This window comes from Marinobacter algicola DG893 (genome assembly GCF_000170835.1).
GTDB classification, from domain to species: Bacteria; Pseudomonadota; Gammaproteobacteria; order Pseudomonadales; family Oleiphilaceae; genus Marinobacter; species Marinobacter algicola.
The window spans coordinates 410674-435671 of sequence record NZ_ABCP01000001.1; the positions used below are offsets into that span (position 1 = coordinate 410674).

The 24998-nt window shown below is 58.4% G+C and carries 25 protein-coding genes; 14 read left to right on the top strand and 11 right to left on the bottom strand.

Annotated features, from left to right (window positions below; translation table 11 throughout):
- Window positions 1–272 precede the first annotated feature (272 nt).
- On the top strand, window positions 273–1277 hold the full coding sequence (locus MDG893_RS01845) for a glycosyl transferase family 90 (RefSeq protein ID WP_007152007.1): 1005 nt from the start codon (window positions 273–275) through the stop codon (window positions 1275–1277).
- A 38-nt stretch (window positions 1278–1315) separates the two neighbouring features.
- Here MDG893_RS01845 and MDG893_RS01850 read toward each other — a convergent pair whose 3' ends face one another.
- Entirely contained in the window at window positions 1316–1888 is a 573-nt protein-coding gene (locus tag MDG893_RS01850; RefSeq protein WP_007152008.1) for a histidine phosphatase family protein, read from the bottom strand.
- Window positions 1889–2007: 119 nt separating this feature from the next.
- On the opposite strand from MDG893_RS01850, the gene MDG893_RS01855 reads away from it, so the two are divergent.
- The 6 genes from MDG893_RS01855 to MDG893_RS01880 all read left to right on the top strand — a co-directional run bounded on the left by MDG893_RS01855 (window position 2008) and on the right by MDG893_RS01880 (window position 9584).
- Window positions 2008–2460 (top strand): YaiI/YqxD family protein, encoded by a 453-nt coding sequence (locus MDG893_RS01855; protein ID WP_007152009.1) that lies wholly within the window; start codon window positions 2008–2010, stop codon window positions 2458–2460.
- Between the two features lie 70 nt (window positions 2461–2530).
- Complete coding sequence (locus tag MDG893_RS01860; protein WP_007152010.1) at window positions 2531–4321, top strand: ABC transporter ATP-binding protein; 1791 nt, start codon at window positions 2531–2533, stop codon at window positions 4319–4321.
- A 99-nt stretch (window positions 4322–4420) separates the two neighbouring features.
- Complete coding sequence (locus MDG893_RS01865) at window positions 4421–5194, top strand: ABC transporter ATP-binding protein (protein ID WP_040474154.1); 774 nt, start codon at window positions 4421–4423, stop codon at window positions 5192–5194.
- The gene (locus MDG893_RS01870) at window positions 5184–6116 is read left to right on the top strand and encodes an iron-siderophore ABC transporter substrate-binding protein (protein ID WP_007152012.1); all 933 of its coding nucleotides are present in this window, start codon (window positions 5184–5186) and stop codon (window positions 6114–6116) included. The genes MDG893_RS01865 and MDG893_RS01870 overlap by 11 nt, the downstream gene beginning before the upstream one ends.
- Entirely contained in the window at window positions 6106–8136 is a 2031-nt protein-coding gene (fhuB, locus tag MDG893_RS01875; protein ID WP_007152013.1) for a Fe(3+)-hydroxamate ABC transporter permease FhuB, read from the top strand. The genes MDG893_RS01870 and fhuB overlap by 11 nt, the downstream gene beginning before the upstream one ends.
- A gap of 320 nt (window positions 8137–8456) precedes the next feature.
- Window positions 8457–9584: a PQQ-dependent sugar dehydrogenase gene (locus tag MDG893_RS01880; protein WP_007152015.1), complete on the top strand. Its 1128-nt coding sequence runs from the start codon at window positions 8457–8459 to the stop codon at window positions 9582–9584.
- A 24-nt stretch (window positions 9585–9608) separates the two neighbouring features.
- Here the strand turns inward: MDG893_RS01880 and MDG893_RS01885 are convergent, their stop codons facing one another.
- Window positions 9609–10022, bottom strand: a complete 414-nt coding sequence (locus MDG893_RS01885; protein ID WP_007152016.1) for a GFA family protein — start codon at window positions 10020–10022, stop codon at window positions 9609–9611.
- 123 nt (window positions 10023–10145) lie between these two features.
- On the opposite strand from MDG893_RS01885, the gene dkgB reads away from it, so the two are divergent.
- The gene (gene dkgB / locus MDG893_RS01890; protein ID WP_007152017.1) at window positions 10146–10955 is read left to right on the top strand and encodes a 2,5-didehydrogluconate reductase DkgB; all 810 of its coding nucleotides are present in this window, start codon (window positions 10146–10148) and stop codon (window positions 10953–10955) included.
- Here the strand turns inward: dkgB and MDG893_RS20405 are convergent.
- Complete coding sequence (locus MDG893_RS20405) at window positions 10924–11610, bottom strand: DUF6064 family protein (RefSeq protein WP_007152018.1); 687 nt, start codon at window positions 11608–11610, stop codon at window positions 10924–10926. The two genes, dkgB and MDG893_RS20405, sit on opposite strands and share 32 nt — an antisense overlap.
- Window positions 11610–12533 (bottom strand): aldo/keto reductase, encoded by a 924-nt coding sequence (locus MDG893_RS01900; protein ID WP_040474155.1) that lies wholly within the window; start codon window positions 12531–12533, stop codon window positions 11610–11612. Before MDG893_RS01900 ends, MDG893_RS20405 begins: the two co-directional genes overlap by 1 nt.
- Window positions 12534–12746: 213 nt before the next feature.
- Between MDG893_RS01900 and dacB the strand changes: the two genes are divergently transcribed.
- The 4 genes from dacB to MDG893_RS01920 all read left to right on the top strand — a co-directional run bounded on the left by dacB (window position 12747) and on the right by MDG893_RS01920 (window position 16894).
- Complete coding sequence (dacB, locus tag MDG893_RS01905; protein WP_007152020.1) at window positions 12747–14324, top strand: D-alanyl-D-alanine carboxypeptidase/D-alanyl-D-alanine endopeptidase; 1578 nt, start codon at window positions 12747–12749, stop codon at window positions 14322–14324.
- A 321-nt stretch (window positions 14325–14645) separates the two neighbouring features.
- Window positions 14646–15020, top strand: coding sequence for a DUF4398 domain-containing protein (locus tag MDG893_RS01910; protein WP_007152021.1), 375 nt, complete (start codon window positions 14646–14648; stop codon window positions 15018–15020).
- Window positions 15021–15047: 27 nt separating this feature from the next.
- A complete protein-coding gene (locus MDG893_RS01915) occupies window positions 15048–15863 on the top strand; it encodes an OmpA family protein (RefSeq protein WP_007152022.1) in 816 nt (271 codons plus the stop codon).
- A 161-nt stretch (window positions 15864–16024) separates the two neighbouring features.
- Window positions 16025–16894, top strand: a complete 870-nt coding sequence (locus MDG893_RS01920) for a DUF6279 family lipoprotein (RefSeq protein ID WP_007152023.1) — start codon at window positions 16025–16027, stop codon at window positions 16892–16894.
- A gap of 2 nt (window positions 16895–16896) precedes the next feature.
- Here the strand turns inward: MDG893_RS01920 and MDG893_RS01925 are convergent, their stop codons facing one another.
- The 5 genes from MDG893_RS01925 to MDG893_RS01945 form a co-directional block, all read right to left on the bottom strand.
- The gene (locus tag MDG893_RS01925; protein WP_007152024.1) at window positions 16897–17667 is read right to left on the bottom strand and encodes an SDR family oxidoreductase; all 771 of its coding nucleotides are present in this window, start codon (window positions 17665–17667) and stop codon (window positions 16897–16899) included.
- 16 nt (window positions 17668–17683) lie between these two features.
- Window positions 17684–18373: a histidine phosphatase family protein gene (locus MDG893_RS01930; RefSeq protein WP_007152025.1), complete on the bottom strand. Its 690-nt coding sequence runs from the start codon at window positions 18371–18373 to the stop codon at window positions 17684–17686.
- The gene (locus MDG893_RS01935; RefSeq protein ID WP_007152026.1) at window positions 18373–19437 is read right to left on the bottom strand and encodes a phosphotransferase family protein; all 1065 of its coding nucleotides are present in this window, start codon (window positions 19435–19437) and stop codon (window positions 18373–18375) included. Before MDG893_RS01935 ends, MDG893_RS01930 begins: the two co-directional genes overlap by 1 nt.
- A gap of 41 nt (window positions 19438–19478) precedes the next feature.
- The gene (locus tag MDG893_RS01940; protein WP_007152027.1) at window positions 19479–20294 is read right to left on the bottom strand and encodes an SDR family oxidoreductase; all 816 of its coding nucleotides are present in this window, start codon (window positions 20292–20294) and stop codon (window positions 19479–19481) included.
- Between the two features lie 145 nt (window positions 20295–20439).
- Window positions 20440–21651 (bottom strand): acyl-CoA dehydrogenase family protein, encoded by a 1212-nt coding sequence (locus tag MDG893_RS01945; RefSeq protein WP_007152028.1) that lies wholly within the window; start codon window positions 21649–21651, stop codon window positions 20440–20442.
- Window positions 21652–21771: 120 nt separating this feature from the next.
- Here MDG893_RS01945 and MDG893_RS01950 point away from each other — a divergent pair, with 120 nt between their 5' ends.
- Window positions 21772–22665, top strand: coding sequence for a LysR family transcriptional regulator (locus MDG893_RS01950; RefSeq protein WP_007152029.1), 894 nt, complete (start codon window positions 21772–21774; stop codon window positions 22663–22665).
- A gap of 9 nt (window positions 22666–22674) precedes the next feature.
- Here MDG893_RS01950 and MDG893_RS01955 read toward each other — a convergent pair whose 3' ends face one another.
- Window positions 22675–23031 (bottom strand): hypothetical protein, encoded by a 357-nt coding sequence (locus tag MDG893_RS01955; RefSeq protein ID WP_007152030.1) that lies wholly within the window; start codon window positions 23029–23031, stop codon window positions 22675–22677.
- Window positions 23032–23193: 162 nt separating this feature from the next.
- Here MDG893_RS01955 and MDG893_RS01960 point away from each other — a divergent pair, with 162 nt between their 5' ends.
- Window positions 23194–24360, top strand: a complete 1167-nt coding sequence (locus tag MDG893_RS01960) for an isocitrate/isopropylmalate dehydrogenase family protein (protein ID WP_007152031.1) — start codon at window positions 23194–23196, stop codon at window positions 24358–24360.
- Here the strand turns inward: MDG893_RS01960 and MDG893_RS01965 are convergent.
- The gene (locus MDG893_RS01965; protein ID WP_007152032.1) at window positions 24347–24916 is read right to left on the bottom strand and encodes a YceB family lipoprotein; all 570 of its coding nucleotides are present in this window, start codon (window positions 24914–24916) and stop codon (window positions 24347–24349) included. The two genes, MDG893_RS01960 and MDG893_RS01965, sit on opposite strands and share 14 nt — an antisense overlap.
- Between the last annotated feature and the right edge of the window lie 82 nt (window positions 24917–24998).

A 24998-nucleotide genomic window follows, 5' to 3' on the forward strand; every position in this document is an offset into this window, starting at 1 on the left:
ATCAATGGTTGTTTCAATGGGAGTCGTCGTCAGGGCCGTGCCGCAATCGGACATCGTAGACGAATCAGTAATGTACGTCACCAGAGAGGATCACGAAGATTTCTGGTGTGCCAGAGAACAGGCCCGGCCAACACCGGCGGCAGGGGCTGTATCCACCGCTCTCTCATTTAACTCTCCTGAAACACTTTGATGTTTTATTGATGTTTACCTGACATTTCCTTGCGCTTTGCCCACTACGGTTGGGGCGTCTCAAACAACGTCTGGTGACCACAATGCGAGTCGGTGACAACTTCTCCAAAAATCTGCACAAACTGGGTTACTACTCTGGAAACGCGGTGCGCTCCCTGGTTCCCCGCGCTTACTGGCAACGCCAATGCGAGCTGTTGATGGCAGCCTACGAAGCCGAAACACCCGAACGCAAGCTAGAGATTGACGGGAGAGTTGCCTACTACAACCGGATGGCGGCGCCGTTCACGCTGCCTTCAACGGCGGAGTACGCCGGCGACTTTACCTTCGCAGGTAAGAGTAGTGCCTACTGCTTCGATTTTCGCAACCTCATCCAGTGTTTTCCCCGCAACCGCAAAGTGGACTACCAGTTTGGCGACGTGACCGAAATTCCAAACGAGCCACGCTTTGTGAAGAGTCGGCCCGTTCGGCGAGATCGCTCCAACCGTCACTCAATATTGCTCAAACTCAACTCGGTTCGGCATTACCAGTTTGTTGAGGACCTAACCCCATTTCGCCAGAAGAAGCCCATCGCGGTTTGGCGCGGCAAGTCCAACCGCCAGCACCGTGTCGAGTTCGCCAACCGTTTTATGGACCACCCCTTGTGCGATATTGGCTGCACCCAACACAAGGAACCCGAGGCCCAGCCCTACCACAAGCACTTCATGAGCATTGAGGAACAGTTGCAACATCAGTTCGTAGTGAGCGTGGAAGGCATTGATGTAGCGACGAACCTGAAGTGGATCATGGCCTCCAACTCCCTGTGCCTGATGCGCCGGCCACGCTTCGAAACCTGGTTCATGGAGGGCGCACTAGTGCCTGGTTACCACTATGTGGAACTGGCCGACGACCACTCGGACCTGCCGGAGAAAGTACGCTATTTCCAGAATCATCCCGAACAGGCAGAAGCCATCATTGCCAACGCCAATCGGTATGTAGAGAAGTTTTTTGACCAACAGATGGAGCAAACCATTGCGCTGCTGGTGATCCAGAAATACCTTCAACTGAGCGGGCAGGAGGTTTACGACCGCCAACGCCTGAAGGCCAGTTGACCGATAGAGATGGCACATCGAGCACTGGATTTAAACGCCTAGTTACGCGGCGATACCCTCGCCAGTATGGTCGGGTTATCCGACAACGGCAGTGCAATCACCACCCCCTCGTTCGACGAGGGGTATATACCAGTCAAGGCCGTAATATTGACTTGGTGTGATACCAGCACCACCGGCGGCCCTGGCTCCAAGTCGTTCACTATGACAATGGTCTGCTTGGTCTGCATGTCGGCCTTGTCGCGATTTTGGAAAAACGAATTCAGCGACGGCCACTCCGTCACCTCCCCCATATCCATCCCGGTAGCGGTATCCATACAACGGCACCACTGACTGCTGAACACCCGCGCCCGCTCAATGCCATGCTCCGCCAAATAGGGTTTCCACGCCCTCGCCTGCTCGCGGCCCTCGGCATTCAGGTTTCGCTGCGTGCTGCAATCGTCGACATCAAAGTTGGCAGGGTCGCCGGTTCCCGGTGCCAGGGCGTGTCGCAACATTAATACCGCCCGCCCCTCGCGAAGCGCGCTCCAAGCCTCTGACTCATTGTCTGCGGCGGCCACCGGTGATGAAAGGAACACGCTCAGCATCGCTATGAGAAATAGCCTACATGTCATGACCAATGCCTCCCCATGCCAATCCAGATACATACCAAGTCATACGTGATTGAAGCCTACCGGGCTCACCTCAACAAAAGGTAAACTCACCCGGAACCGAACCAACAAAGGAACCAACCATGCCAATTTGGGTCGACGCCGACGCCTGCCCCGTGCCAATCCGGGAAATCCTCTGCCGCGCCGCCACCCGCTGGCAGGTTGATACCACCTTCATTGCCAATCACGCCATCAACCTGCCCCCGAGCCCCTACATCAAACGCCGGCAGGTTCCCCAGGGTTTCGACGTGGCCGACAACGACATTATCGACCAGATGGAAAAAGGCGACCTGGTGATCACCCAGGACATCCCCCTGGCCGCCGAAGCCATCGAAAAAGGCGCGGACGTGTTCAACCCGCGCGGCCAGGCGTTCACCAAAGAGAATATCCGCCAGCGCCTGGCCATGCGCAACTTCATGGAGGAAATGCGCAACGCCGGCCAGGTTACCGGTGGTCCGGCACCCTTCAGCCAGACCGACCGCAAGGAATTCGCCGACAAGCTCGACCGCTGGCTGCAACAGAATGCCCGTAGGTGATAATGATTCCATTTTAAATTTCCGGTAAATCCGCTACCCTTGCCGCTTTCTGGCGCAAGCGGAGCGAACCATGACAGAGTCTTCCCCTCACACTACCAGCAGCTTTGCCGCCCTGGGCCGACTGCTGAAATACGCTCGCGGTTACCGCCGCCAGATTATTGCCGCCACCACCTGTTCCATCATCAACAAGCTGTTCGATATCGCGCCGGAGATCCTGATTGGTATCGCCATCGACGTGGTGGTGAACAAGGAAGAAAGCTTTGTGGCCGGCCTGGGCTTCGAGACTGCCCAGGAGCAGATCACCATTCTTGCGGTCCTCACCTTCTTCATCTGGGCCGGCGAGTCGATATTCGAGTACCTGTTCCAGATCCTCTGGCGCAACCTGGCCCAGCGCCTGCAGTCCGACCTGCGGCAAGACGCCTACGAGCATGCCCAGAAGCTGGACATGAGCTTCTTTGAAGCCCGCAGCTCCGGGCAACTGGTCGCCACCATGAACGACGACGTCAACCAGTTGGAGCGTTTCCTGGATGGCGGCGCTAACGCCATGATTCAGGTAGTGGTGACCGTCGTTGCCGTGGGCGCTGTGTTTTTCGTGTTGTCGCCACTCATTGCCCTGTTGGCGTTTACGCCCATTCCGCTGATTATCTGGGGGGCGTTCTACTTCCAGCGCAAGGCTGGCCCGCTGTACGCCGACGTGCGTGAGAAGGTCGGCGACCTGTCCAGCCGGTTGGCCAACAACCTGGGCGGCATAGCCACCATCAAGAGCTTCACGGCCGAGAACCGGGAAGCAGAGCGGCTGAAAGCCAGCAGTGAAGCCTATGTAGATGCCAACCGCCGGGCCATTCGCATCAGCTCCGCGTTTATTCCGGTGATCCGCATGGCGATCCTGGCGGGTTTCCTGGCCACCTTTACCGTGGGCGGCATGATGGCCTTGGAAGGCTCTCTGAACGTCGGTGCTTACGGCGTGCTGGTGTTCCTGACCCAACGTCTGCTGTGGCCTCTGACAGGCCTTGCGGAAGTAATCGACCTGTTTGAACGGGCCATGGCCAGTACCCGCCGCATACTGGACTTGCTGGCAGAGCCGGTTCACGTGCGGGACGATTCCGGCCAAACACTGGAACAGCCGGTGAAAGGCGAAGTCACCTTCGAGGGTGTGAGTTTCCGCTATCCGTCCAGCGGTGCCGGTATCGACGACATTTCGGTAGCGATACCCGCCGGAAACACCCTGGCGCTGGTCGGGGCGACGGGCTCCGGTAAGTCCACCCTGATCAAGCTGCTGCTGCGTTTCTATGATCCTACGGGCGGCCAGATCCGCATCGACGGCCAGCCCATCCAGTCCGTCAGTCTGAAATCCCTGCGGGAGGCCATTGGTCTGGTCAGCCAGGACGTGTACCTGTTTGAAGGCAGCATCCGTGACAATCTTGCCTACGGCTCCCCCGGTGCCAGTGACGAACAGATTATCGAGGCGGCCAAAACGGCAGAGGCCTGGTCATTCATCGAGGCACTGCCCGAGGGGCTTGCCACCGCCGTGGGGGAACGCGGGGTTCGGCTGTCCGGCGGTCAGCGCCAGCGCTTGTCACTGGCCCGTGCGCTGTTGAAAGACCCTCCCATCCTGGTGCTCGATGAAGCCACCAGTGCCGTGGACAACGAAACCGAGGCTGCCATCCAGCGCTCCCTGAAACGGATCGGTCACAATCGCACTGTGATCATGATCGCGCATCGGCTGTCCACCATTGTGGATGCGGATACCATTGCCGTGGTAGCCGGCGGGCGCATTCTGGAATCCGGCCGCCATGAGGAATTGCTGGAGAACAACGGCCCCTATTCCGCGCAATGGCGCGTACAGACCGGTCAGGCGTGACACCCAGGCATATATTGCCAATCACGCACTGCCAAGCGAATATTGATAGTAATTCGCATTTAGATTATCCTGCAGGCCCTCAGATCCATGGGAGCCTGCATGTCTGCGTTCTTCGAAGTATCCAGCCTGGGCGTGCACATTGGTGACGCTGCCATCCTTGACGACATTAACATCGAGTTTCGTGAAGGCGAGGTCACTGCCCTGCTCGGCCACAATGGCTCCGGCAAGTCCACCTTATTGAAAGTGCTAGCCCGCCAGATGCCGCCTTCTTCAGGCAATACAAGCCTTCTTGGCAGCTCATTCCGGACCACCGGCGCGCGGGAATTCGCCCGTACGGTCGGTTACCTGCCGCAGCATCCGCCGGGCACGGACGGCCTCACCGTACGGGAACTGGTGGCCCTGGGGCGTTATCCCTGGCGTGGACCGCTTGGTCGCTACAACAACAAAGATCACCAGTTCATCGACCAGGCCATCCACGATACCGGGCTCGATCACTTCCAGCACCGTTCCGTGGACACGCTCTCCGGCGGCGAACGCCAGCGCGCCTGGATCGCCATGCTGCTGGCTCAACAAACCCGTTGCCTGCTGCTGGACGAGCCGATTTCCGCCCTGGATGTGAAACATCAGGTCGAAACCCTGCGCCTGGTGCACCGGCTGGCCGAAGAACGGGAACTGACCGTAATCGTGGTGCTGCACGACGTCGACCTGGCCGCCCGCTTCTGCGACCGCCTGGTGGCCCTGAAAGGCGGCCGATTGATCGCTGACGGCAGCCCTGGTGACATCATGGACTCGGGAACCCTGGAATCCATTTACGGTGTACCGATGGGTGTGATGGAGCGGGCACCGGGCCAGTGGGTTTCGTATGTGCACTGAGCGTGTTGCCAAAACCCTGACAGCCATGATTCTCATCGGCGTCCTGTCCCTACCTGCCAGTGCTGGCACCTGGCAACATGAAGGTGGCAGCCTCGCCCTGGACGAGCAACCTCAACGGGTTGTCGCCCTGAACTGGGCCGCCACAGAAGCCTTGCTGTTGCTCGGCGTGACGCCCGTGGGCGTCGCTGACCGCGATGGCTATGACGTGTGGGTAAATGAGCCGCAGCTTCCAGAGGACGTTCCCAACATCGGCACCCGCGTTGCGCCCAGCCTCGAGGCCATCGCCGAACTCAAACCGGATCTGATTGTTACCAGTGCCGAAATGGCGCCCGCCGCAAAACTGCTGGAGCGTATCGCCCCGACTTACGTCATCAGCGTATACAAAGAAGGCAGCAAGCCCTTCGAGAAGGCCACCGACATGCTGACCACTCTCGGCGAGATGCTGGGCCGCGAGGATCACGCCGAATCGATTCTTGCGGACATCGACAACACTCTGGAAACGCAACGCCTCCGACTGGAAGCGGCGGGGCTGACGGACCGGCCAGTTGCGCTGGTCAATTTCATGGACGCCCGCCACGTGCGTATCTACGCCCCCAACGGCCTTTACCAGAGTGCCCTGAATGCCCTCGGGCTGGAAAACGCCTGGCCCCGCCAAGGCAACTTCTGGGGCTTCTCGGTGGTCGGCCTGGAATCCATAGCCCCTTATGAAGACAGCCGCATCGTGGTGATTTCGCCCACCGCCCCCGGGCTTGCTGACACCCTGGCCAGCAGTCCATTCTGGACGTATCTGCCGGCGGTCAACCGCCACCAGGTTTACGAGATCGACGCCATCTGGCCGTTTGGCGGGGTATTTCCGGTGAAACGGCTGGCCACCATGCTGGCAGACAGCCTGCTGGCCGGGGGCTCTGACAATGTACGCTAGCACCTCCGGCATGCCTGCCTCCCGGCCGGTTATGCCCGCCAGGCTGCCCATCGCCGCCATACTCCTCTGGCTCGGCGCGCTACTTGCCAGAGCCGTCCCGTGGCTCGACCAACTGGATGCCGGTGCCGTGTTGTCAGCGTTCTGGGCCTTCAATCCTGACAATTATTCATCGGTTCTGGCTCACTTCAGTTGGGCGCCTCGTGTATCCATTGCCATTCTGATTGGTTGCGGCCTGGGGCTGGCCGGGGCGGTTACCCAACAGGTGCTGGGTAACCCGCTGGCTTCGCCCACCACGCTCGGTGTGGAAGCGGGTGGTCAATTCGGGGTGACCGTTGCCACACTGTTCGCGCCGGGGTTGCTGGCCTTCAGTCCGGATCTGGTGGCCATTGCCGGTGGCCTGATTGCCATTGGTATGGTCATCGCCCTCACGTGGCGACTTGGCTTCTCACCCGTCACGGTCATCCTTGCCGGTCTTGTCATCACCTTCTTCCTGGGCGCCCTTAACATGGCCTTCCTGCTGCTCAAGGGTGAGTGGCTGGGCAATCTTTTCATCTGGGGCGCCGGCTCCCTGGTACAGAACAACTGGGCGCCGTTCATGGAGCTGTGGCCCCGCGTGCTGGTGATCTCGGTGCTGATATTGCTGTTGATGCGCCCGTTGCAGGTACTGCAACTGGGGCAGTCGTCCGCCAGTTCACTGGGCGCCAGGGTCGGGCTTATTCGGGCACTGGCTCTGTTCCTGGTGGTACTTATGACGGCAACGGTCGTCAGCCGGGTCGGTGTCGTGGCCTTTGTGGGGCTGGCTGCGCCGGTACTGGCACGTTTGCTGGGCGCACGTACATTCGCCAGCCGCATCCTGTGGAGCACGCTCATGGGAGGCGGGCTATTGCTGCTGGCAGATACCCTGGCGCATTGGGCTTCAACCTGGGGCGATGGCTCTTTGGTGCCCACGGGAACTACCACGGCCCTCATTGGCGGCCCCATTATCCTGTTGGCATTACAGGGTTTCAGAAATACCCATCACATGCCCGGGCAGGAATCCAACCTTGCAGGCTTTCAGCCCAGTCGGCGCGCGCCCTTGCTGGTCAGCGGTATCGTGAGCGGGCTGATCGCGCTAACCGTCGTCGTTTCCATGAGTTGGTCGCCGGGACTGGATGGTTGGAACTGGACACCTGTCACTCAATGGGACGACGCCTGGGTGTGGCGCGGCCCGCGTCTATTGGCAGCTATGCTCGCTGGGGTCGCATTGGGGCTCGCCGGCACGCTGATTCAGCGGATGACAGGGAATCCCATGGGAAGCCCGGAGATGTTGGGCATCAGCGGGGGCGCTGCGCTGGCTATGGTTCTGATCGTGCTCACCGGCGCGGATGTAGGGCGGGCTGGACAGCTTGGTGCTGCCACGCTCGGCGCTGCCGGTGCGCTCGGGTTATTGATTCTCCTGGCCCGCAAGCATCGATTCGCTGGTAACCAGCTATTGTTGGGCGGCCTGGCCCTGTATGTATTCATGGATGCTGGGCTGAGATTGGTCATGGCCTCCGGCGGCACCGTCGCCTCACAACTGCTGAACTGGATGTATGGTTCCACCTGGCTGGTTTCCGAAACCGAAGCGTTTGGCCTACTGGGATTCATCCTTCTCATCTGCGGCCTTTTGGCGCTGATTGTGCGGCCCCTGACGATCCTGCCTCTGGGAGATACGTCGGCGTCGTCACTCGGGCTTCCGGTCACCAAAGCCCGCCTGCTGTTGCTGCTGCTTGCTGCTGTACTGACTGCGTCGGCTACGGTGGTGATTGGCCCTCTGAGTTTCGTAGGGCTCATTGCGCCGCACCTGGCGCGGGTACTGGGGCAGCAAACCGTTGGCAGGCAACTGATCGTGGCCGGGTTGGTGGGTGGCCTTCTGTTGACCCTGGCGGACTATTTGTCGCGCATTGTGGTCTTCCCCAACCAGTTGCCGGCGGGCCTACTGGCTGCATTGGTGGGCGGCGTCTACTTTTTGTGGGGACTAAGCCGGCACGGTAAAGCGTGACGGCTGGGGTCTGTCACCAGAGCACCAGGAGGCTGGTGAGCACCAGAATAAGCACACCGGCGCCGGCCGCCAGTTTCAGTCCTTCAATTGCTTCCTGTTCAGGGGTCATTGTACGTCTCCTTGTGTCCATGGGTATGGATGGTTTCCATTGATAGTAAGACCACTGTACATGATATCAACTCAAATGAAAATAGTTCTCATTTACGTTTTGGTAACATCCCAGTCGTAATGTCATCGCCTGATACTGCCGGCCATTCCGTTCGTATCAAATGCTAGACTTTAATCGATGCGGGAATAACTTGGCGGAGGGAGAGCATTTTATGAACCGACTCGGCAACACGGTGACTCTACTGGTGTTGGCCGGACTCACAGCAGCCGGGCCAGTCTTCGGGAAAACATTCACCTCAGACAAAGCCGATTTTCGACTGGATATGGTCGCGGAAGGCCTGGAACATCCCTGGAGCCTGGCGTTTCTCCCTGATGGCTCACAGCTGGTGACCGAGCGCGAGGGCCGGCTACGCCGAATCAAGAATGGTGAATTGCAGGACAAGCCGATTGCCGGTGTCCCCGAGCTGGTGGTTTCCGGCCAGGGTGGCCTGCTGGATGTGATCCTGCATCCGGACTTCGAAAACAATCGCACCCTGTTCCTGAGTTACGCCCATAAGATCAGCCGCGACGGGCTGACGACCAGAGTGGCTCGTGCAACGTTGGAGGGCGACCGGCTGTCGGAGGTCGAAGTAATTTTCGAGGCCCTCCCCCGAGGCAACACCAGCCGTCATTTCGCGGGCCGCATGGAATTTGATCGCGATGGCAATCTGTACGTCGCGGTGGGCGACCGGGGCGAAATGGATCGTGCCCAGGCCACCGATGACGATGCCGGCGGCGTTCACCGCCTGACCGTTGACGGCGCCCCTGCGCCGGGCAATCCGTTTGTCGACGACCCGTCGGTGAATGACACCTTCTTCACCTACGGTAACCGCAACATCCAGGGCATGACCATTCACCCGCAAACAGGCGACATCTGGAGCCATGAGCACGGCCCCAGGGGTGGCGACGAGATCAACATCATCCGTGCGGGCAACAACTACGGCTGGCCAGACGTCACCTATGGCATCGACTACTCCGGGGTTCCCATCACCAGCAAAACCACCATGGAGGGCGTGACAGACCCGCTGCACTATTGGGACCCGTCCATTGCTCCCTCGGGCATGGCATTCTATACCGGTGACAAATTCCCGGAGTGGCGGGGAGATCTGTTTGTGGGTGCCCTGAAAATGCAGAAGCTGGTGCGCCTGAGCATCGAGAACGGCACGGTCAGGGAAGAAGAGGATCTTCTGGAAGACCTGGGTGAACGCATCCGTGATGTGCGAATGGGCCCCGACGGTGCATTGTGGCTGTTGACGGACGCGGACAACGGTAAGGTCTACCGGATAGTTCCGGCAGACTAATCCGACGACGAGATCAGCGAAGCGTCAGTGAGGATCGTTGGTTCTTTCGGTTTTCTCAAACTGCGGCGTATCGTCGGTGATAGTGAACCAGTCCGACTTGGAGCCCACATAAACGTGTGATGCCGGCCCTTTTTCCAGGGGCTCATTGATCACGCCCACCCGCAGGCGCAGTATACCGGGGATGGCATCCACGCGGCTGTATAACTGGCTACCGCACCTGGGGCAGAACCCACGGTACTTTCCCGGCCGGGATTCGTATTCACGGATCAGGTCCTCACCCGCTGTAAAACGGGTACGGATTTTCTGGATCGGCGAACTGGCGGAAAATGCGCTGCCGTGAGCCCGGCGGCACTGGCTACAGTGGCACAGGGCAATCGGCCCCAACGGGCCATCGTATTCAAGTTTTATATCGCCGCACAGGCATTGCCCTGTCAGCATAATGTGACCTCAACCATGGTTTCGCTTGCGGGTTCCGAAGGCCGGTATGATAACCACCCGCCACTTGAAGAACCAGCGGGCGGGCACCACATATAAGTCACAGCGTTCACGAAGGAGGACACTATGGCATTCAGCACACTTCCGAACATCGGTATGGGTACATTCCGCCTGAAGGGCAACGATGCACGAGATGCCGTGAAGAGTGCCCTTTCCCTTGGCTACCGGCATATCGATACCGCCCAGATGTACGGGAATGAGGCTGAAGTAGGCGATGGCATTACCTCAAGCGGTATTCCACGACGGGAGATTTTCCTGACCACAAAAGTGTGGCACGACCAGCTCCACCACAGCGACCTGATCAACAGTCTGCACGACAGCCTGTCACGACTGAAAACCGACCACGTCGACCTCACGCTGATTCATTGGCCATCGCCGGGCGATGCCATCCCCATGGAGGAATACCTGGGTGCACTGCGCGACGCGCAACGCGAAGGGCTAACCACCCACATCGGGCTGTCCAACTTCACCTGCGCGCAAATGGACAAGGCGAAGGAAATACTGGGTGACTCGACGATTTTCACCAACCAGGTGGAAGTGCATCCGTTCCTGGCCAACCGCAAGGTGGTGGAGCATGCCCAGACGCTGGGCATTACCGTAACCGGTTACATGCCGCTGGCGGTGGGCAAGGTCATGGACGATGAAACCCTGGCCCGTATTGGCCGCGAACACAATGCGTCTGCAGCGCAGATTGCCATTGCCTGGGTGGCCTCCCGAGGGGTGGTCCCGATTCCGTCGTCAACCCGGCCCAAGCACCAGAAGTCCAATCTGGACGCACTCAACATCACGCTCAGCAAGGAAGAAATTGCAGAGATTGACGGGCTAGACTGTGGCGAGCGAATCGCTAATCCGGATTTTGCGCCCACCTGGGATTGATGAAGCAGGCCAACGCGGCCAATACCAGCGTGGCGCCCGGAATGACCGCCAGCACCCAGGTGCCCAACGTCCACAGGGTTGCCACGCTGAACAACGACCATATCAGTGGTAGCGATAGAAACAGCCAACGCACCCGGCGGGGAAACAACAGCATACAGGGCACAGCTCCTAACGCCGTAACGTCCGGCGTGATGGCGAACATTGACAATGCCAGACTATTACCGGTTTGGGCGACAGCCACGAGCGGTGACACCCCCACCAACATGATCCAGCCAACTCCCGTTGACCAACGCGAGCATGCCGGCCGGGTCTTTGCCGCATTCCAGGGCCAGAGCAGCGCTGCCACCGTCAGTAATGCACCCTGCAGGACGAAGGCCCAACCGAACCAGATGGCCGGCAGATTGATCGGCCCATAGTAATGCACCAGGAAGCCCGCCCCGCTCCACAGCCACGCAGCGGCCACCAGCAGCAGTACACCGCGCCTCGCCATCGCGTCCCCACGTACCAATAAGGCGCCAATCGCGATCACCATTGCTACCGCAACACTCTGCCATGGCCAGATGTCCTGGTTGATACGAACAAAGAGCCGAAGAAACACCTCTGGCCCGAACATCAGAAAATCCGACAGGGAGTAGCTGAGCCAGTTGGTCACCATCACAGCCCTGCGACATAGGCCGCCATGCGACGGCGTTGTTGCTCATCGGGCAAAGCACCGTAAAGAGCGCCCATATTCTCCTTCATATGCTCAACACTGGTGGTAGCTGGAATCGCGCAGGTAACCGCCGGGTGGGAAAGAATGTACTTCAGGAAAAACTCCGCCCAGTTGCGGCAGCCCACCTCATCAGCCCAGGATGGCAGTGCGTTGGACTGGAAGCGTCGGAACAGCCGCCCACCCTGGAAAGGCCGGTTCACAATCACGGCGATCCCGCGCTCCCTCGCCAAGGGCAACAGCCGGTCTTCTGCCTCGCGGTCCAGCACATTGTAGGTCAGCTGCACAAAATCCAGAGGTTCCGTCTCCATGATGCGTGCGAAATCCCCATGCCTGCGGCCATGGGAGGTGGTAATGCCGATATAGCGAACGTCGCCATCGGCTTTCATCTGCTGCAGCGTTGCCAGGTGTTGCTGCCAGGCCACCAGGTTATGTACCTGCTGCAGGTCAAAACGCTCAATGCCCCACTTCGTGCGGGATTCCCGGTCCTGTTGCCGGGTTGCATCGCCGTCCCCAGTCCAGATCTTGGAAGCGGAGAACAGTTTTTCACGGGCGTTGAGGGTGTCCAGCGCCTCGCCCATCACCTCTGCCGCCGAGCCGTACATGGGTGAGCAATCCACCAGGGTGCCACCGAGATCGAAAAAGGTTTTCAGTACCTCGGTACGCTGATCCGTCAGGTACTGGTCACCACCGACATTGAAGGTACGCCAGGTACCCATGCCAACGGCTGGCAACCGTTCGCCAGAGGAAGGAATGGGATTCATGATCGCATTCTCCTTCGGAGCAGCCATCAGCGCAGGAATTCGACATGAAAGACCTACCGCTGCCATGGCAACCAGAAAACGTCGTCGAGTCATTTCGCGAGCCATACCCACTCCACTCTCTGTTTCCATCATACTAATCAAGAGGTTGTACAAATGCTAACCAGTTGATTAGCATGGGTGCTTACATCCGTTAACAAAAACGCAATATAAACAACGCCCCTACTGGCATTTTTTAACGTCATGTAGAGCCTTTCCACATAGTACACGCTTCGAATATGGGCTATTGTTAATGCACCTGGAATCAATGAGCGCCACACCATGTTGCTGAAGGCACGACGCCACCCGAACACGTCCCGTTATGGAATTATCCGCCAGCATGGTCGAGTGGCTCGTGGCATGGTGATTTCCACCATGACTGCTGTCCTGTCAGTTGGGTCTGCCAGTGTATTCTCTGCGGAGGCAACCGAGGCTGGTGGCACCACGAAAACCTGGAGCAATCAGGTGCGGGATTACGCCACCGAGTCCCTGAACGACGAACAGGCGCTGAGCCTGGCCGCCATCCCTATGAATGGGCCGGGCATTGAGCAATACATCAATGCGGATGCCTTGATGAGCCCCGGCTCTATCATGAAGCTGGTCACCACCTATGCTGCACTGGAAATCCTGGGGCCGACCTATCACTGGGACACCAGCTTCTACACCGATGGCGAGCTTGTGGGCGATACCCTCAACGGCAACTTCTACGTTGATATGGGGGGCGATCCCAAGCTGACCATCGAGCGCCTTTGGAGCACCCTGAACGAGTTGCGCGGCATGGGTATCGGCGCCATCAACGGCAATCTGGTGCTCGACGGCGACGTTTTCCGGCTGTCCAACGGGCAGCCAACGTTTGACGATAACGGCGACAATCCCCATGCGCCCTTCCTGGTGCAACCGTCGCCTTACCTGAGCAATCTCAACCTGGTGCATTTCCAGGTACGTGCGGACGAGCGCGGTACCCAGGCATGGAGTGCCCCCACGTTGAACGACGTGGTGATCGACAACCGGGTTACCGCCATCGCAGAGGCACCCTGCCCGGCCCGTAGCCACTTCACCTGGGAACCGTTTTTTCACGAAGACCATCGGGTGACCGTGCGAGTGTCCGGCAAGTTGCCCCAGGGCTGCCGCACCACAGCCTACCTGTCGCTCCTGCCCCATGAGCAGTACACCGCCTCGCTGATACGGTCGCTGCTTTCCGATATGGGCATCACGATCAATGGCAAGAGCCTGTTGGCCAAGACACCGGAGAACGCTCGCCTACTGTTGCGAACCACCTCTCCGGATCTGGTCACCATGGTGCGGGACATCAACAAGTGGAGCAGTAACGTGATGGCCCGCCAGTTGCTGCTGACCCTCGGTGCTGAACATCGGCTCGAAGACGAAGAGGACGACCGTGTTACCGGCATCCGTGTGATCCAGGAATGGCTCGAGGAGAAGGGCGTCAACACCGCTGGCATGGTGCTTGAAAATGGCGCAGGCCTGACCCGTGAAGCCCGGATTACGGCTCGCCAGGGTGCGCAAATACTGCAGCATGCCTGGAACAGCCCATTCTCTTCAGACCTGATGGCCTCAATGCCGCTGATCGCAATGGACGGCACCATGGCCAGGCGACTGAGAAACTCCGGCCTCGACGGCAAAGGACGTATCAAGACCGGTTATCTGGAGAACGTGCGCTCCATTGCCGGTTTCACGAGGGATGACACCAACACGACCTGGGCTATCGTGGGCATGATCAACAACGACCCCGCCTGGAACGGCCAGGCAGTTCTGGATCGGATTATCTACTCCCTGCACTATCGTCCGCCCACCGGAACAACCCTCTCCAGGGCCCAATCCAGTGGCACAGAAATACGCTGACTCCTGGCAATAAGCGGTAACTGCCGGGTTTCGGTGGTTACCGTTCTGTCATTTTTCAGCCCAAAGCCCAATCCCCCGCACCTGCAACCTTTTGTGGCGCATCCGGCAACAGATCCGTTGTAGAGACGTCTCCCCCTACGAAGTTTATTTCCATACCTTCATGCCGTAATCAGATCCCGCTGCTAGTCTTATGCGTAGCAGTAAGTAGCAGTAGAAGGTGCCTTAATTCGGCGAAGCCTTCAGAGGCGCCGCCACAGACGAGCACCATCAAGGGTCTGGACGGGGCATATTTCCCCGTTCCTCACTGGAAGGAGATTGTGCATGAGCAAGCATACTTCGATGTTAGGTGCTGCAGGTGTAATCAGCATCGCTGTCATTGCCGGAGGCTGTGCCAGCTCGGTTGAGCGGCCGGATGGTGAACTCCGGTCCGCCGAGTCTGCCATTCAGCAGTCCGTGTCGTCCGATGCCAGGGATTTTGAACCGGTACTCTTGAATCAGGCTCAGAACCGGGTTGCCGATGCCGAGGAACTGATCAATCAGGAAAAATACCTTGAAGCAAGACGCCTTCTTGAGAAGGCAGCCGTGGACGCGCAACTGGCGGGAGCTCGCTCGGAAACCGCTAAAGCAAGACAAGCGGTTGATGAGGTCAATCGCAATATCGAGTCTCTTCGCAAGCGAATCGACGAACGCCAGTAAAGGCCTCATCGGAAACGGGAGATGGTTATGAACAAGCGCAACATGACTTTGGGTATGGCTGTAAGCGTTTCTGTCCTCGTGGCAGGGTGCGCCAGCACGCCCCAGGATAACGCAAAGGTCGATGAAGCACGAGCCGCCTATGAGGAAATCCGCAACGACCCGAACGTAGCCCGCAGTGGTGATCGCCAGTTGAGAAGCGCAAGGGAGCAGTTGTCTCGCGCTGAAAGCCTGCTCGCGGATGGTGCGGACATTGCCGAGATTGAGCACGCGGCTTATCTTGCCAACCGCCATGCACAAATAGCCGGTGAGCAGGGAGAGCGCGCAGAGCTGCAGGAGCAGATTGATTCTGCGGAAGCGCGTCGCAAGGAACTGGAATTGGAGATGCGCGCTGACGAAGCCGCACAGGCCAGGCGGGAAGCCAAAGAGCTTCGCCTGCAAATGGAAGCCATGCAAGCAGAGCAAACCGACCGGGGAATGGTGTTGACCCTCGGAGATGTACTGTTCGATCTGGACAAGGCTGAACTGAAGTCGTCCGGTGAAGCCACTGTCAGACGACTGGCCGAGTTCATGGCCGAGTATGAAAACCGGCGTGTACGGGTGGAAGGCTACACCGACAGCACCGGTGAGGCCTCCTACAATCAGGGTTTGTCTGAGCGGCGCGCGCAAGCTGTCAGCGATACCCTGATCGAGATGGGCATCAGCAGAACCCGGGTGGAGACAAAAGGTTTCGGTGAGCAATTCCCCGTTGCCAGCAATGACACCTCCGGCGGAAGGCAGCAGAATCGCCGGGTAGAGATTGTCATCTCCGACGAAGAGGGCAACATCGAAGCACGGGAAAATTGATCGCCCGGCTAGAACGTGCCCATAAAAAAGCCCCGGTATAACCGGGGCAAGTTCTTTCAAGGATGCAAAAAATCAACGCTTCAACCTGATTCTGATGAGTTGTACGTTCATATCCGCTGTTGGATCAGGTCAGGTCACCCTCTTTTCTCCGAGGATCGGTCATGATTCGAATTGTCTCCGTTGCGCTACTCAGTTTCGTACTATTGGCCGGCTGTAGTTCCACCAAGATGGCGTATCGCTACGCGGACTGGGGCATCGTGTGGTGGGTGGACGACTATATTCCCATGACCGCCAAGCAGGAATCCCGGCTTGAGCAGGACATCCGAGACCTCCGCCAATGGCACTGTGCCACTGAATTGCCGCGTTATTCCAAGTGGCTTACCCAGCTCAAAAGCGATGTTCGCTCTGGCGACCTTAGTCAATCCACCGTCACCCACCACCAGGAACAGCTGCTCTCTTTCTTCCCACCCCTCATGGAACGCGCAAGGCCGGCAGCCACACGCCTGTTATCAAGCCTCAGCGATGAACAGGTTCAACAATTGGCCAGCAATATGGAGGAGAGCCAAAAAGAGCTGGAGGACGAGCTTCTGGCGGACGACCCCGAACAAACCCGGGAAGCTCGGGCCGAGCGCACGGTGGAACGGGTTGAACGCTGGCTGGGCTCCCTTAACGATCGCCAACGTGAAACGGTCAACGCCTGGTCGGAAGGCCGTGGCCAACAGACGGAAATCTGGCTGGAGGGACGTCGTAACTGGCAACAGGCGTTAATCGATTCGCTGGAAGCCCGAAACAGCGATGGCTTTTCAGAGCGGGTTCGGTACCTGATGAGCAACTACGAGGAGGTTCGAGGGGAAAGATATCAGCAGATGATGTCGGACAGCCGGGCAGCCATGGCGGGCCTGATGACCGACCTACTGCAGCAGGCTGACCAGCGCCACCTTGACCACCTGCTGGAACAGGCGGAAAACATGCGGGGCGACTTCGATACCCTCGCCTGTGTTGGCGAGGATACCGAAAACCGGAGCAGTTGACGTCAGATCGTCAGATAGCCGCCGTCCACGTTGATGCAGGTGCCTGTGGTGTAGCTGGAGGCGCCCGACGCGAGATACAGAACGGTGCCAGCCATTTCGTCCGGGTCTGCCACCCGCTTCATGGGGATGTGAGCCATCGCCTGCTTTTTGATGACCTCGTTGCTGGTCAATGCGCTGGCGAACTTGGTGTCCGTCAGCCCCGGCAACAGGGCGTTTACCCGAATCTTCTGCTGCCCAAGTTCCATGGCAAAGGACTTTGTCATGGATATCACCGCTGCCTTGGTGACGGAATAGATACCCTGGAAATGGCCAGGATTGACGCCGTTGACAGAGGCGACGTTGATAATGGACCCACCACCATTTTTCTTCATGATCTGTGCGCCGCGGGCACACATGAAGAAATAGCCGCGAATGTTCACGTCCACGGTCTTGTGGTAGGCACCCAAATCCGTGTCTTCGATGGGGCCGAAATAGGGGTTGGCTGCGGCGTTGTTCACCAGAACATCCAGCTTGCCATGGTTCGATTCGATGTGCTGCCAGATGTCTTCAATCTGATCCATTTCGCCAATGTGGCAGGCGTAGGCTTCGGCGCTGCCCCCGGCTTCGCGGATGCTGCCGGCAATCGCTTCGCAACCGTCAATCTTGCGGCTGCTGACAATTACATGAGCACCGTAATTCGCCAGGGTGCGGGCGATACTCTCGCCAATACCGCGGCTGGCGCCAGTGATCAGGGCCACTTTCCCACTCAGGTCAAACAGGTCTTTCTCACTCATTCTTCACCTCAGTCCATTATCGGAAGGTCACCAGGGAGGAATCTTCCGCTTCCAGGTGACTGTAATTGTTGAACACCGCCAGGCTTCGCCGGGCTCCGGAATGCAGAACCCGGGTAACACTGGTGTTGGCAATCACGGAATTCATATCCAGGGCCTTGCGATCACTCAGTTCCAGAAGATGCTGGGAGATCACGGCAATCGGGCCGCCGGAAGTGGATACCAGGGTCTCGCCACCGTCGGCATACTCAATCAGTTGCTCCAGCGACGTAATCACCCGCTGACGGAACGCTTGCCAGCTCTCGGTGTATTCGTAATCGTGCACGCCACTGACCCAGCGCTGCATGGCTTCCTCGAACACCTGTTGGAAAGCCCTTGCCGGCTTGGGGAACGCCGCCAGATCCCGCGCCATGCGTTCGCGGTCCTGCCACTCGGGGCGCAAACGCTCCACCACCTGGGTATGGTCAAACTCGTTGAACCCTTCCACCGCCTGCATGTCTGGCAGTGCATCACCGTAACCACTCGCGATCGCCTCTACCGTTTCCCGATGGCGCTCCATGTTGCCACCAAAGACGGCGTTGGGCGTCACTTTGCCCGCAAGCCACCGGCCGAGGACACGCCCCTGCTCCCAGCCACGAGGAGAAAGCTGGTCGTAGTTTTCCTTGCCGAAACTGGCCTGCCCGTGGCGAATCAGATAGATGGTCGCCATTACAGGTCACTCGCTTCGATCAGTCGCTGACAGCGTTTTTCCAGGTAGTTGGCGGCATGGCCAAAGGCGGCAAAGCGTTTGTCCTTGGTCTGTCCATGGTAATAGCGGTAATAAATCTGCTGAACAATGACCGCCAGCCGGAACAGGCCATAGATTTCGTAGAAGTCGAAGTTGTCGATCTTGCGGCCGGATTTCTCCGCGTAGTAAGCGACCACTTCCTTGCGGGTCAGCATGCCCGGCTGGTGGGTCGGCTGACGCCGCAGCATCTGGAACGGGCCTTCGTCATCGGCCTCGATCCAATAGGCCAGGCTGTTGCCCAGATCCATCAGCGGGTCGCCGATAGTCGCCATTTCCCAGTCCAGCACGCCAATCACCTCGAACGGGTTGTCCTGGTTGAGCACCACGTTGTCGAAGCGGTAATCATTGTGGATGACTACCTGGGCAACGTCGTCCGGCATCTTGTCGTTCAGCCAGCCCATCACCATTTCAAAGTCACCCACGTCATCCGTCTTCGCCTTGCGGAAGCGGTCACTCCAGCCACCGATCTGGCGCTGCACATAACCGGCACCCTTGCCCAGCTTGTCCAGGCCGGTAGCCTTGGCATCGACATTGTGCAGGTCCACCAGCTTGTCGATGACGTTCAGGCACAGCTTGCGGGTATCCGCCTCGCTGAGTTCAAAGTCTTTGGGGAAATCCTGGCGCAGGATAATGCCTTTCAGGCGCTCCATGACGTAAAAATCGCAGCCCAGAATGTCGTGGTCGTCGCAGATGGCAACAATGTTCGGAACATACGGGAATTCGGGCTTGAGAGCCCGCATCACCTTGGCTTCCCTCAGCATGTCGTGGGCAGACTTGGCAATATGGCCAAACGGAGGGCGGCGCAATACGTAGGATCGATCGCCATAGTCCACCTGGTACGTCAGATTGGATGCACCACCGGGATACTGCTTGATCTGCGGCAGGCCTTCCAGGTCCGGAATGGCCTGCTTCATGAAGCGGTCAACGGCCGCGACATCCAGCTCTTCACCTTCGCGGATATCAACAGCCTGGTCGATCTGGGTCATACGGCTCTCCCTTACTTCCTGATTCTGTGTTAAATGATGACTTAAGCCTTGCCGCCCATTTTCTTCATCCAGCGTTTGCTTTCCTGGTGCATCAACCAGTCAAACGCCTTGGGCGCATGACGCTTGAGCACCCACATGCGGCGCTCTTTGGCATGGGGCAGCACCCAGAAATCGCCTTTCTCTACCGAACGAACGATGTCATCGGCCACGTTTTCGGCGGTGATGGTGGAGCGCTTCATCAGTTTATTGACGTTCTGCTGAATGCCCGGAATATCAGACCGCATGCTGCTGGTCAGATTGGTCTGGAAAAACGCCGGGCACACGCAGCTGACATGTATACCGGAGTCTCTCAGCTCCTGGCTCAGGGTTTCCGAGAGCGCAATCACACCGGCCTTGGAGACATTGTAGCTGTCCATCAACGGCGCAAGCATAAGCCCGGCCATGGAGGCGATGTTCACGAAAGCACCGGAGCCCTGCTTCTTGAACTGCGGGGTAAAGGCCTTGCAGCCCCGAACGACCCCCAGCACGTTAATGTCCATGATCCATTCCCAGTCGGCCATGGTGGTGTCTTCGATGGAGCCCGCGGAGGCGACACCAGCGTTATTCACCACAACGTCCACCCCACCCCATTTGCCGGTGAGGTCGTCGCAGATTTTCTCCAGATCGGTCAGCCGGCGCACATCGCACTCAACAAAGTAGCCTTCACCACCCGCGTTATTGATCTCCTGCTCTACGGTAATACCCTGCTCAGGATTAATATCACCAATACAGACTTTCGCGCCTTCTTTGGCATACCGCAATGCAATAGCCCGGCCCAGGCCGCTGGCCCCGCCGGTAATAAATACTCGTTGTGTCATCGTTGTCTTCCGCTGTTTTCTATCGTTTTTAGTTTCGGTGCAAGAGCCCGCGATGGCCCCACATGGCGGAGTCCAAGCGCCACATGGATGTGCCGAAGGAGCGTGTTTCTGAAACAGCCTCCCTCCGTCCCCAGGCACCCAAGCTTCAGTTCCGGTATTTAGCCAACTCCAGCCGGGCAACCATCGCACGGTGAACCTCATCCGGGCCATCAGCCAGGCGCAAAACTCGAGCATAGGCGAACAGCTGAGTCAGCGGGAAATCATCGTCGCTGACACCCGCACCACCGTGAATCTGAATCGTATCGTCCACAATCTGCTGAAGCATCTTCGGAATCACCGCCTTAATCATCGAGACTTCCTGCAAGGCTCCAGAGATGCCCTTAGTATCCAGTGCCCAGGCGCATTTCAGAGTCAACAGTCGCGCCTGTTCAATCGCCATACGGGCATTGGCAATGACATCCTGATTACCGCCCAGTTTAGCGATCGGTCGACCAAACGCCTCACGACTGGTCGCTCTTTTGATCATCAGTTCCAGAGTACGCTCCGCCGCACCGATGGCACGCATACAGTGGTGAACGCGCCCAGGCCCAAGACGGCCCTGGGCAATCTCGAAGCCACGACCGGGGCCCGCAATAAATGCAGTCTTGGGCAGGCGCACGTTGTCAAAAGACACCACACCGTGACCGTAGGGCTCATCATAGGCGCCAAACACCGGCAGCATTCGCTCAACTTTGACCCCAGGGGTATCCAGCGGCACCAACACCATGGAATGACGGCGGTGCTTGTGGGCGTCCGGGTCGGTCAGGCCCATGAAGATGGCAACCTTGCAATCCGGGTGGCCAACGCCAGTGCTCCACCATTTGCGACCGTTGAGAACAACCTCGTCGCCATCCACGGTGGCCGTGGCTTCCATGTTGGTGGCGTCTGAAGAAGCCACTGCCGGCTCTGTCATGCAGAAGGCGGAGCGCACTTCACCGCTTTGCAGACGGGGCAGCCACTCGGCTTTCTGTTCTTCGGAGCCATAATGGATCAGCACTTCCATATTGCCAGTGTCCGGCGCATTGCAATTGAAGATTTCCGGGGCGATAAAGCTACGGCCGGTTTCTTCAGCAATCAAGGCATAGTCGGAGTTGAGCAGGCCACACCCGTATCTCTCATCCGGAAAGAACATGTTCCACAGGCCCTGGGCTTTGGCCTTTGCTTTCAGCTCCTTGATGATGGGCAACACCACCCAGCGGTTTTCCTGCGCCATCAGTTCCTTGTGGTACTGCTCTTCAATGGGAAAAATCTCTTCCTGCATGAAGGTTTTGACGCGCTTGAGATAGTCCTGGCCCTTCTCGGAAATACTGAAATCCATTGCCATGTCCTCTTGGTTTGACCGATATGGAGCCAGTCTAATTTTCTATTCACTATTACACGACTGAATAATTCTTATCATTTATCATAAGACTGACTTATTCGCGAAGTGGAGATGCTCATGGCACTGAATCGACTGGACCTGAACCTGCTGCATGTATTCGACACCATCTACCGGGAGGGCAGTCTGACCCGTGCCGCCCGGGCCCTCCATCTCACCCAGCCGGCGGTCAGCCATTCCCTGTCACGCCTGCGGGAGCATTTTGACGACCCGTTGTTCAGCCGTCAGGGCAACCAGATGGTGCCTACCCCCCTGGCCCGCCGCTTTCTGGAGTCCATGCGCCCGGGGCTGACCCAGATTCAAAGTGCGGTGAACCAGTTCCACGCCTTCGATCCGGCCAACCAGCGCAAAACCTACTCGCTGGCCTTGCGGGATATCCTCGAGTCGACGTTCCTGCCCAAACTCATGGGCCGGCTGGAAAGCTACCCCGAGCTGGAGATCATCAGCCAGCGGGTGCCCCGGCGGGATATGGAAACCCAACTGGCAGCGGGCAAACTGGATTTTGCAGTGGATGTGCTGTTGCCGGTCAGCAATCAGACGGGCCATGAACTATTGCGACACGACAGGCTGGTGGTGCTGGCGAGAAAGGGCCACCCGCTCACCAGCGGCGGCCTGACCTTGGACAAGTATCTCGAAGCAAAGCATGTACTGGTTTCGTCCCGCTCGGAAGGCCCCGGCATTGAGGACTTTGAGCTGTCGCGGTTCGGAGTGCAGCGAAACATACGCCTGCGATGCCAGCATTACTACGCCGCCTGCAGGGTGGTTGAGGGAACCGACCTGTTGCTGACTATGCCGGAAAACTACGCGCAGATCATCGCGGAACGGGCTGACATCGATATTCTGACCACTCCGGTAGACCTGCCAGGTATCGATGTGCATTTATACTGGCATAAGGCCTATGAACGGGAGCCGGCACTTATCTGGTTTCGGGAGCAGTTGGCCAGCATTGTATGAAGGGCGCTGTCAGTACGCACCCACCAGCTTCAGGAAACCCAGAAATCCGGCGGCGGTAATGCCCAGTGACGCGACAACAATCCCGAATCCCCACCAGATCGCGGCCCCATCCGACACCTCAGTGTCGTGCCCTCGCAACGTGCGATAGAACGCCCAGGGGCCGAGAACAAAGGCCCCCAACACTGCAAAAACCAGACCCAGACTGACGCCGGCAAATGTCCAGGTCGCCAGAACGGTGGCGCGATCAGACACCTGCTCCTTGACGCCATGGCGAAGCAGGAACTGTTTGCAGAAGAACCAGATCAGGGCGAACAGGATGATGACAAACAACAGTCCGCCAACGACGGTAATCAGGCGATAGAACAAGGCAAATCCTCAGTAAAATTAGTCAACCACAGCACTATAACCACCAATCCTTAACTGGTAAAACTGCAGAGGTGTTAAATCGTGTGGAATCCCCATGGCACATGACTACACTGAATCACACAACTGACGCTACGATCACAGCAACAGGAAGGAGTATCCGGAATGGCCCAGAAAACCCGAATTGCCGTGACGCCCGGTGATGGCATCGGTCCCGAAGTGGTTGCCGAGGCGGTACACTGCCTGGAGACCCTGCGCAAACGACACGATTTGCCGATGGAGTGGACACGCTTTCCCTGGCCGTCCCATGCCTGGCACGAAGAAAACGGCGAATCCATGCCGGCTGATGCTCTGGACCAATTGAAATCCTATGACGCCATTCTCCTCGGCGCTCTGGGCGACCCCGGACCGGTCGACGACCCCGACCGTTACCTGCTGCCAGACAGTATCTCCCTGGCACCCCTGCTGGACATGCGCAAGGGATTTGATCAGTGGGTCTGCGAACGGCCCGCCAGGCTGCTTCCCGGTGCCCGTCAATATCTGGCGGATGAGCGCGCCAAGGACATCGACATGCTGGTGATTCGCGAAAACAGCGAAGGCGAGTACGTTAGCCAGGGCGGGCGACTCCGCAAGGGTGCGCCGGACGAGGTGGCCACCCAGATGGAAGTATTCACCCGCCGGGCAACCGATCGGATTATCCGCTACGGCTTCGAGCAGGCCCGCCTGCGGGCCGCCGCTCGTGCCGAGGAAGGCCGTACCCGACAGTTCCGCACTCTGGACGGTAAAACCTGCGAAAGCCAGGTGTGCATCGTGACCAAACGCAACGCCCTTCGCTATTGGGGCGATATGTACACCGAAGCCTTCGAGGAAATGGCAAAACAGTATCCGGATGTGGCTACCCACCATGAATTGGTAGACGCCGCTTGCATGAAGTTCGTGCAGGCGCCCTGGGCGTTCGATGTGGTGGTGGCCAGTAACCTGCAGGGCGACATCCTGACCGACCTGGCTGCGGTGCTGTCCGGCGGTATGGGCGTGGCGCCCTCCTGCAACCTGAACCCGGACGAAAACGGCATGCCTTCGATGTTCGAGCCAACCCACGGCAGCGCGCCGGATATTGCCGGCCAGGGCCTGGCCGACCCCACAGCCATGCTGTTTACCACGGCACGCATGCTGGAATGGCTGGGGCGGAAAGACCCGGCGGTGGCGACTGCCGGGCGGGAATTGTTTGATGCGGTAGCCGCTGATCTGGCGGAAAACGCCGGCAAATCCAGGGGGACACAGGAAATCGGCGCCGCCGTGCGCGAACGTCTGGAATCGCTTACTCGGCCATAACGAATTCAAGCCGTCCGGGCGCTACCCTTACGTCCATGGGCACCATGCCGAACATGCGCTGGGTGAGGTCCGCTTCATCCAGCCGGTACACAGGCATGGTTTCCAGCATCTGTGCAACCACCCGCATGACGTTATCCGTGACCGGTTTGAGGTCCCCTTTGAAAAACGACGAATCGATGCTGCTTTCCAGCAGTTGCAGCCGCCGAATGTAGATCGCTTTCTCCTCGCTGTCGTAGACAGGCGCTCCTTCCACTTTCAGAGCAATATCGACTGGCAGCTTTGCCATCAGCGCATTCAGGGCCACCTGCCCTCTCAGGTCAATGACCGCCACGTCACGGCCATCAGGGCCAAGGGTAATATCCGCATTGCTCAGGCTCAGGCTAAGTGGCGAACCGCTTTGCAGCTGTCGGCGATCAAAGTCACTGACGGTATCCTGAAAGTGGCGCTCCAACGTCGCTTCGGAAATGGAATAGGGTGACAGGCTGGCACAGCCGCCTAGCACGAACATGGATAACAGAATAACGGCCGAAAACAGGCGGATTGATGCGTTGACCATCGAAAGACTCTCCTTTGCTGTTCCTCCTATCCTGAGCCAAGGTGGCTGCCCGGGCAAGCCGGGCGGGTTAATGATCGTTCAG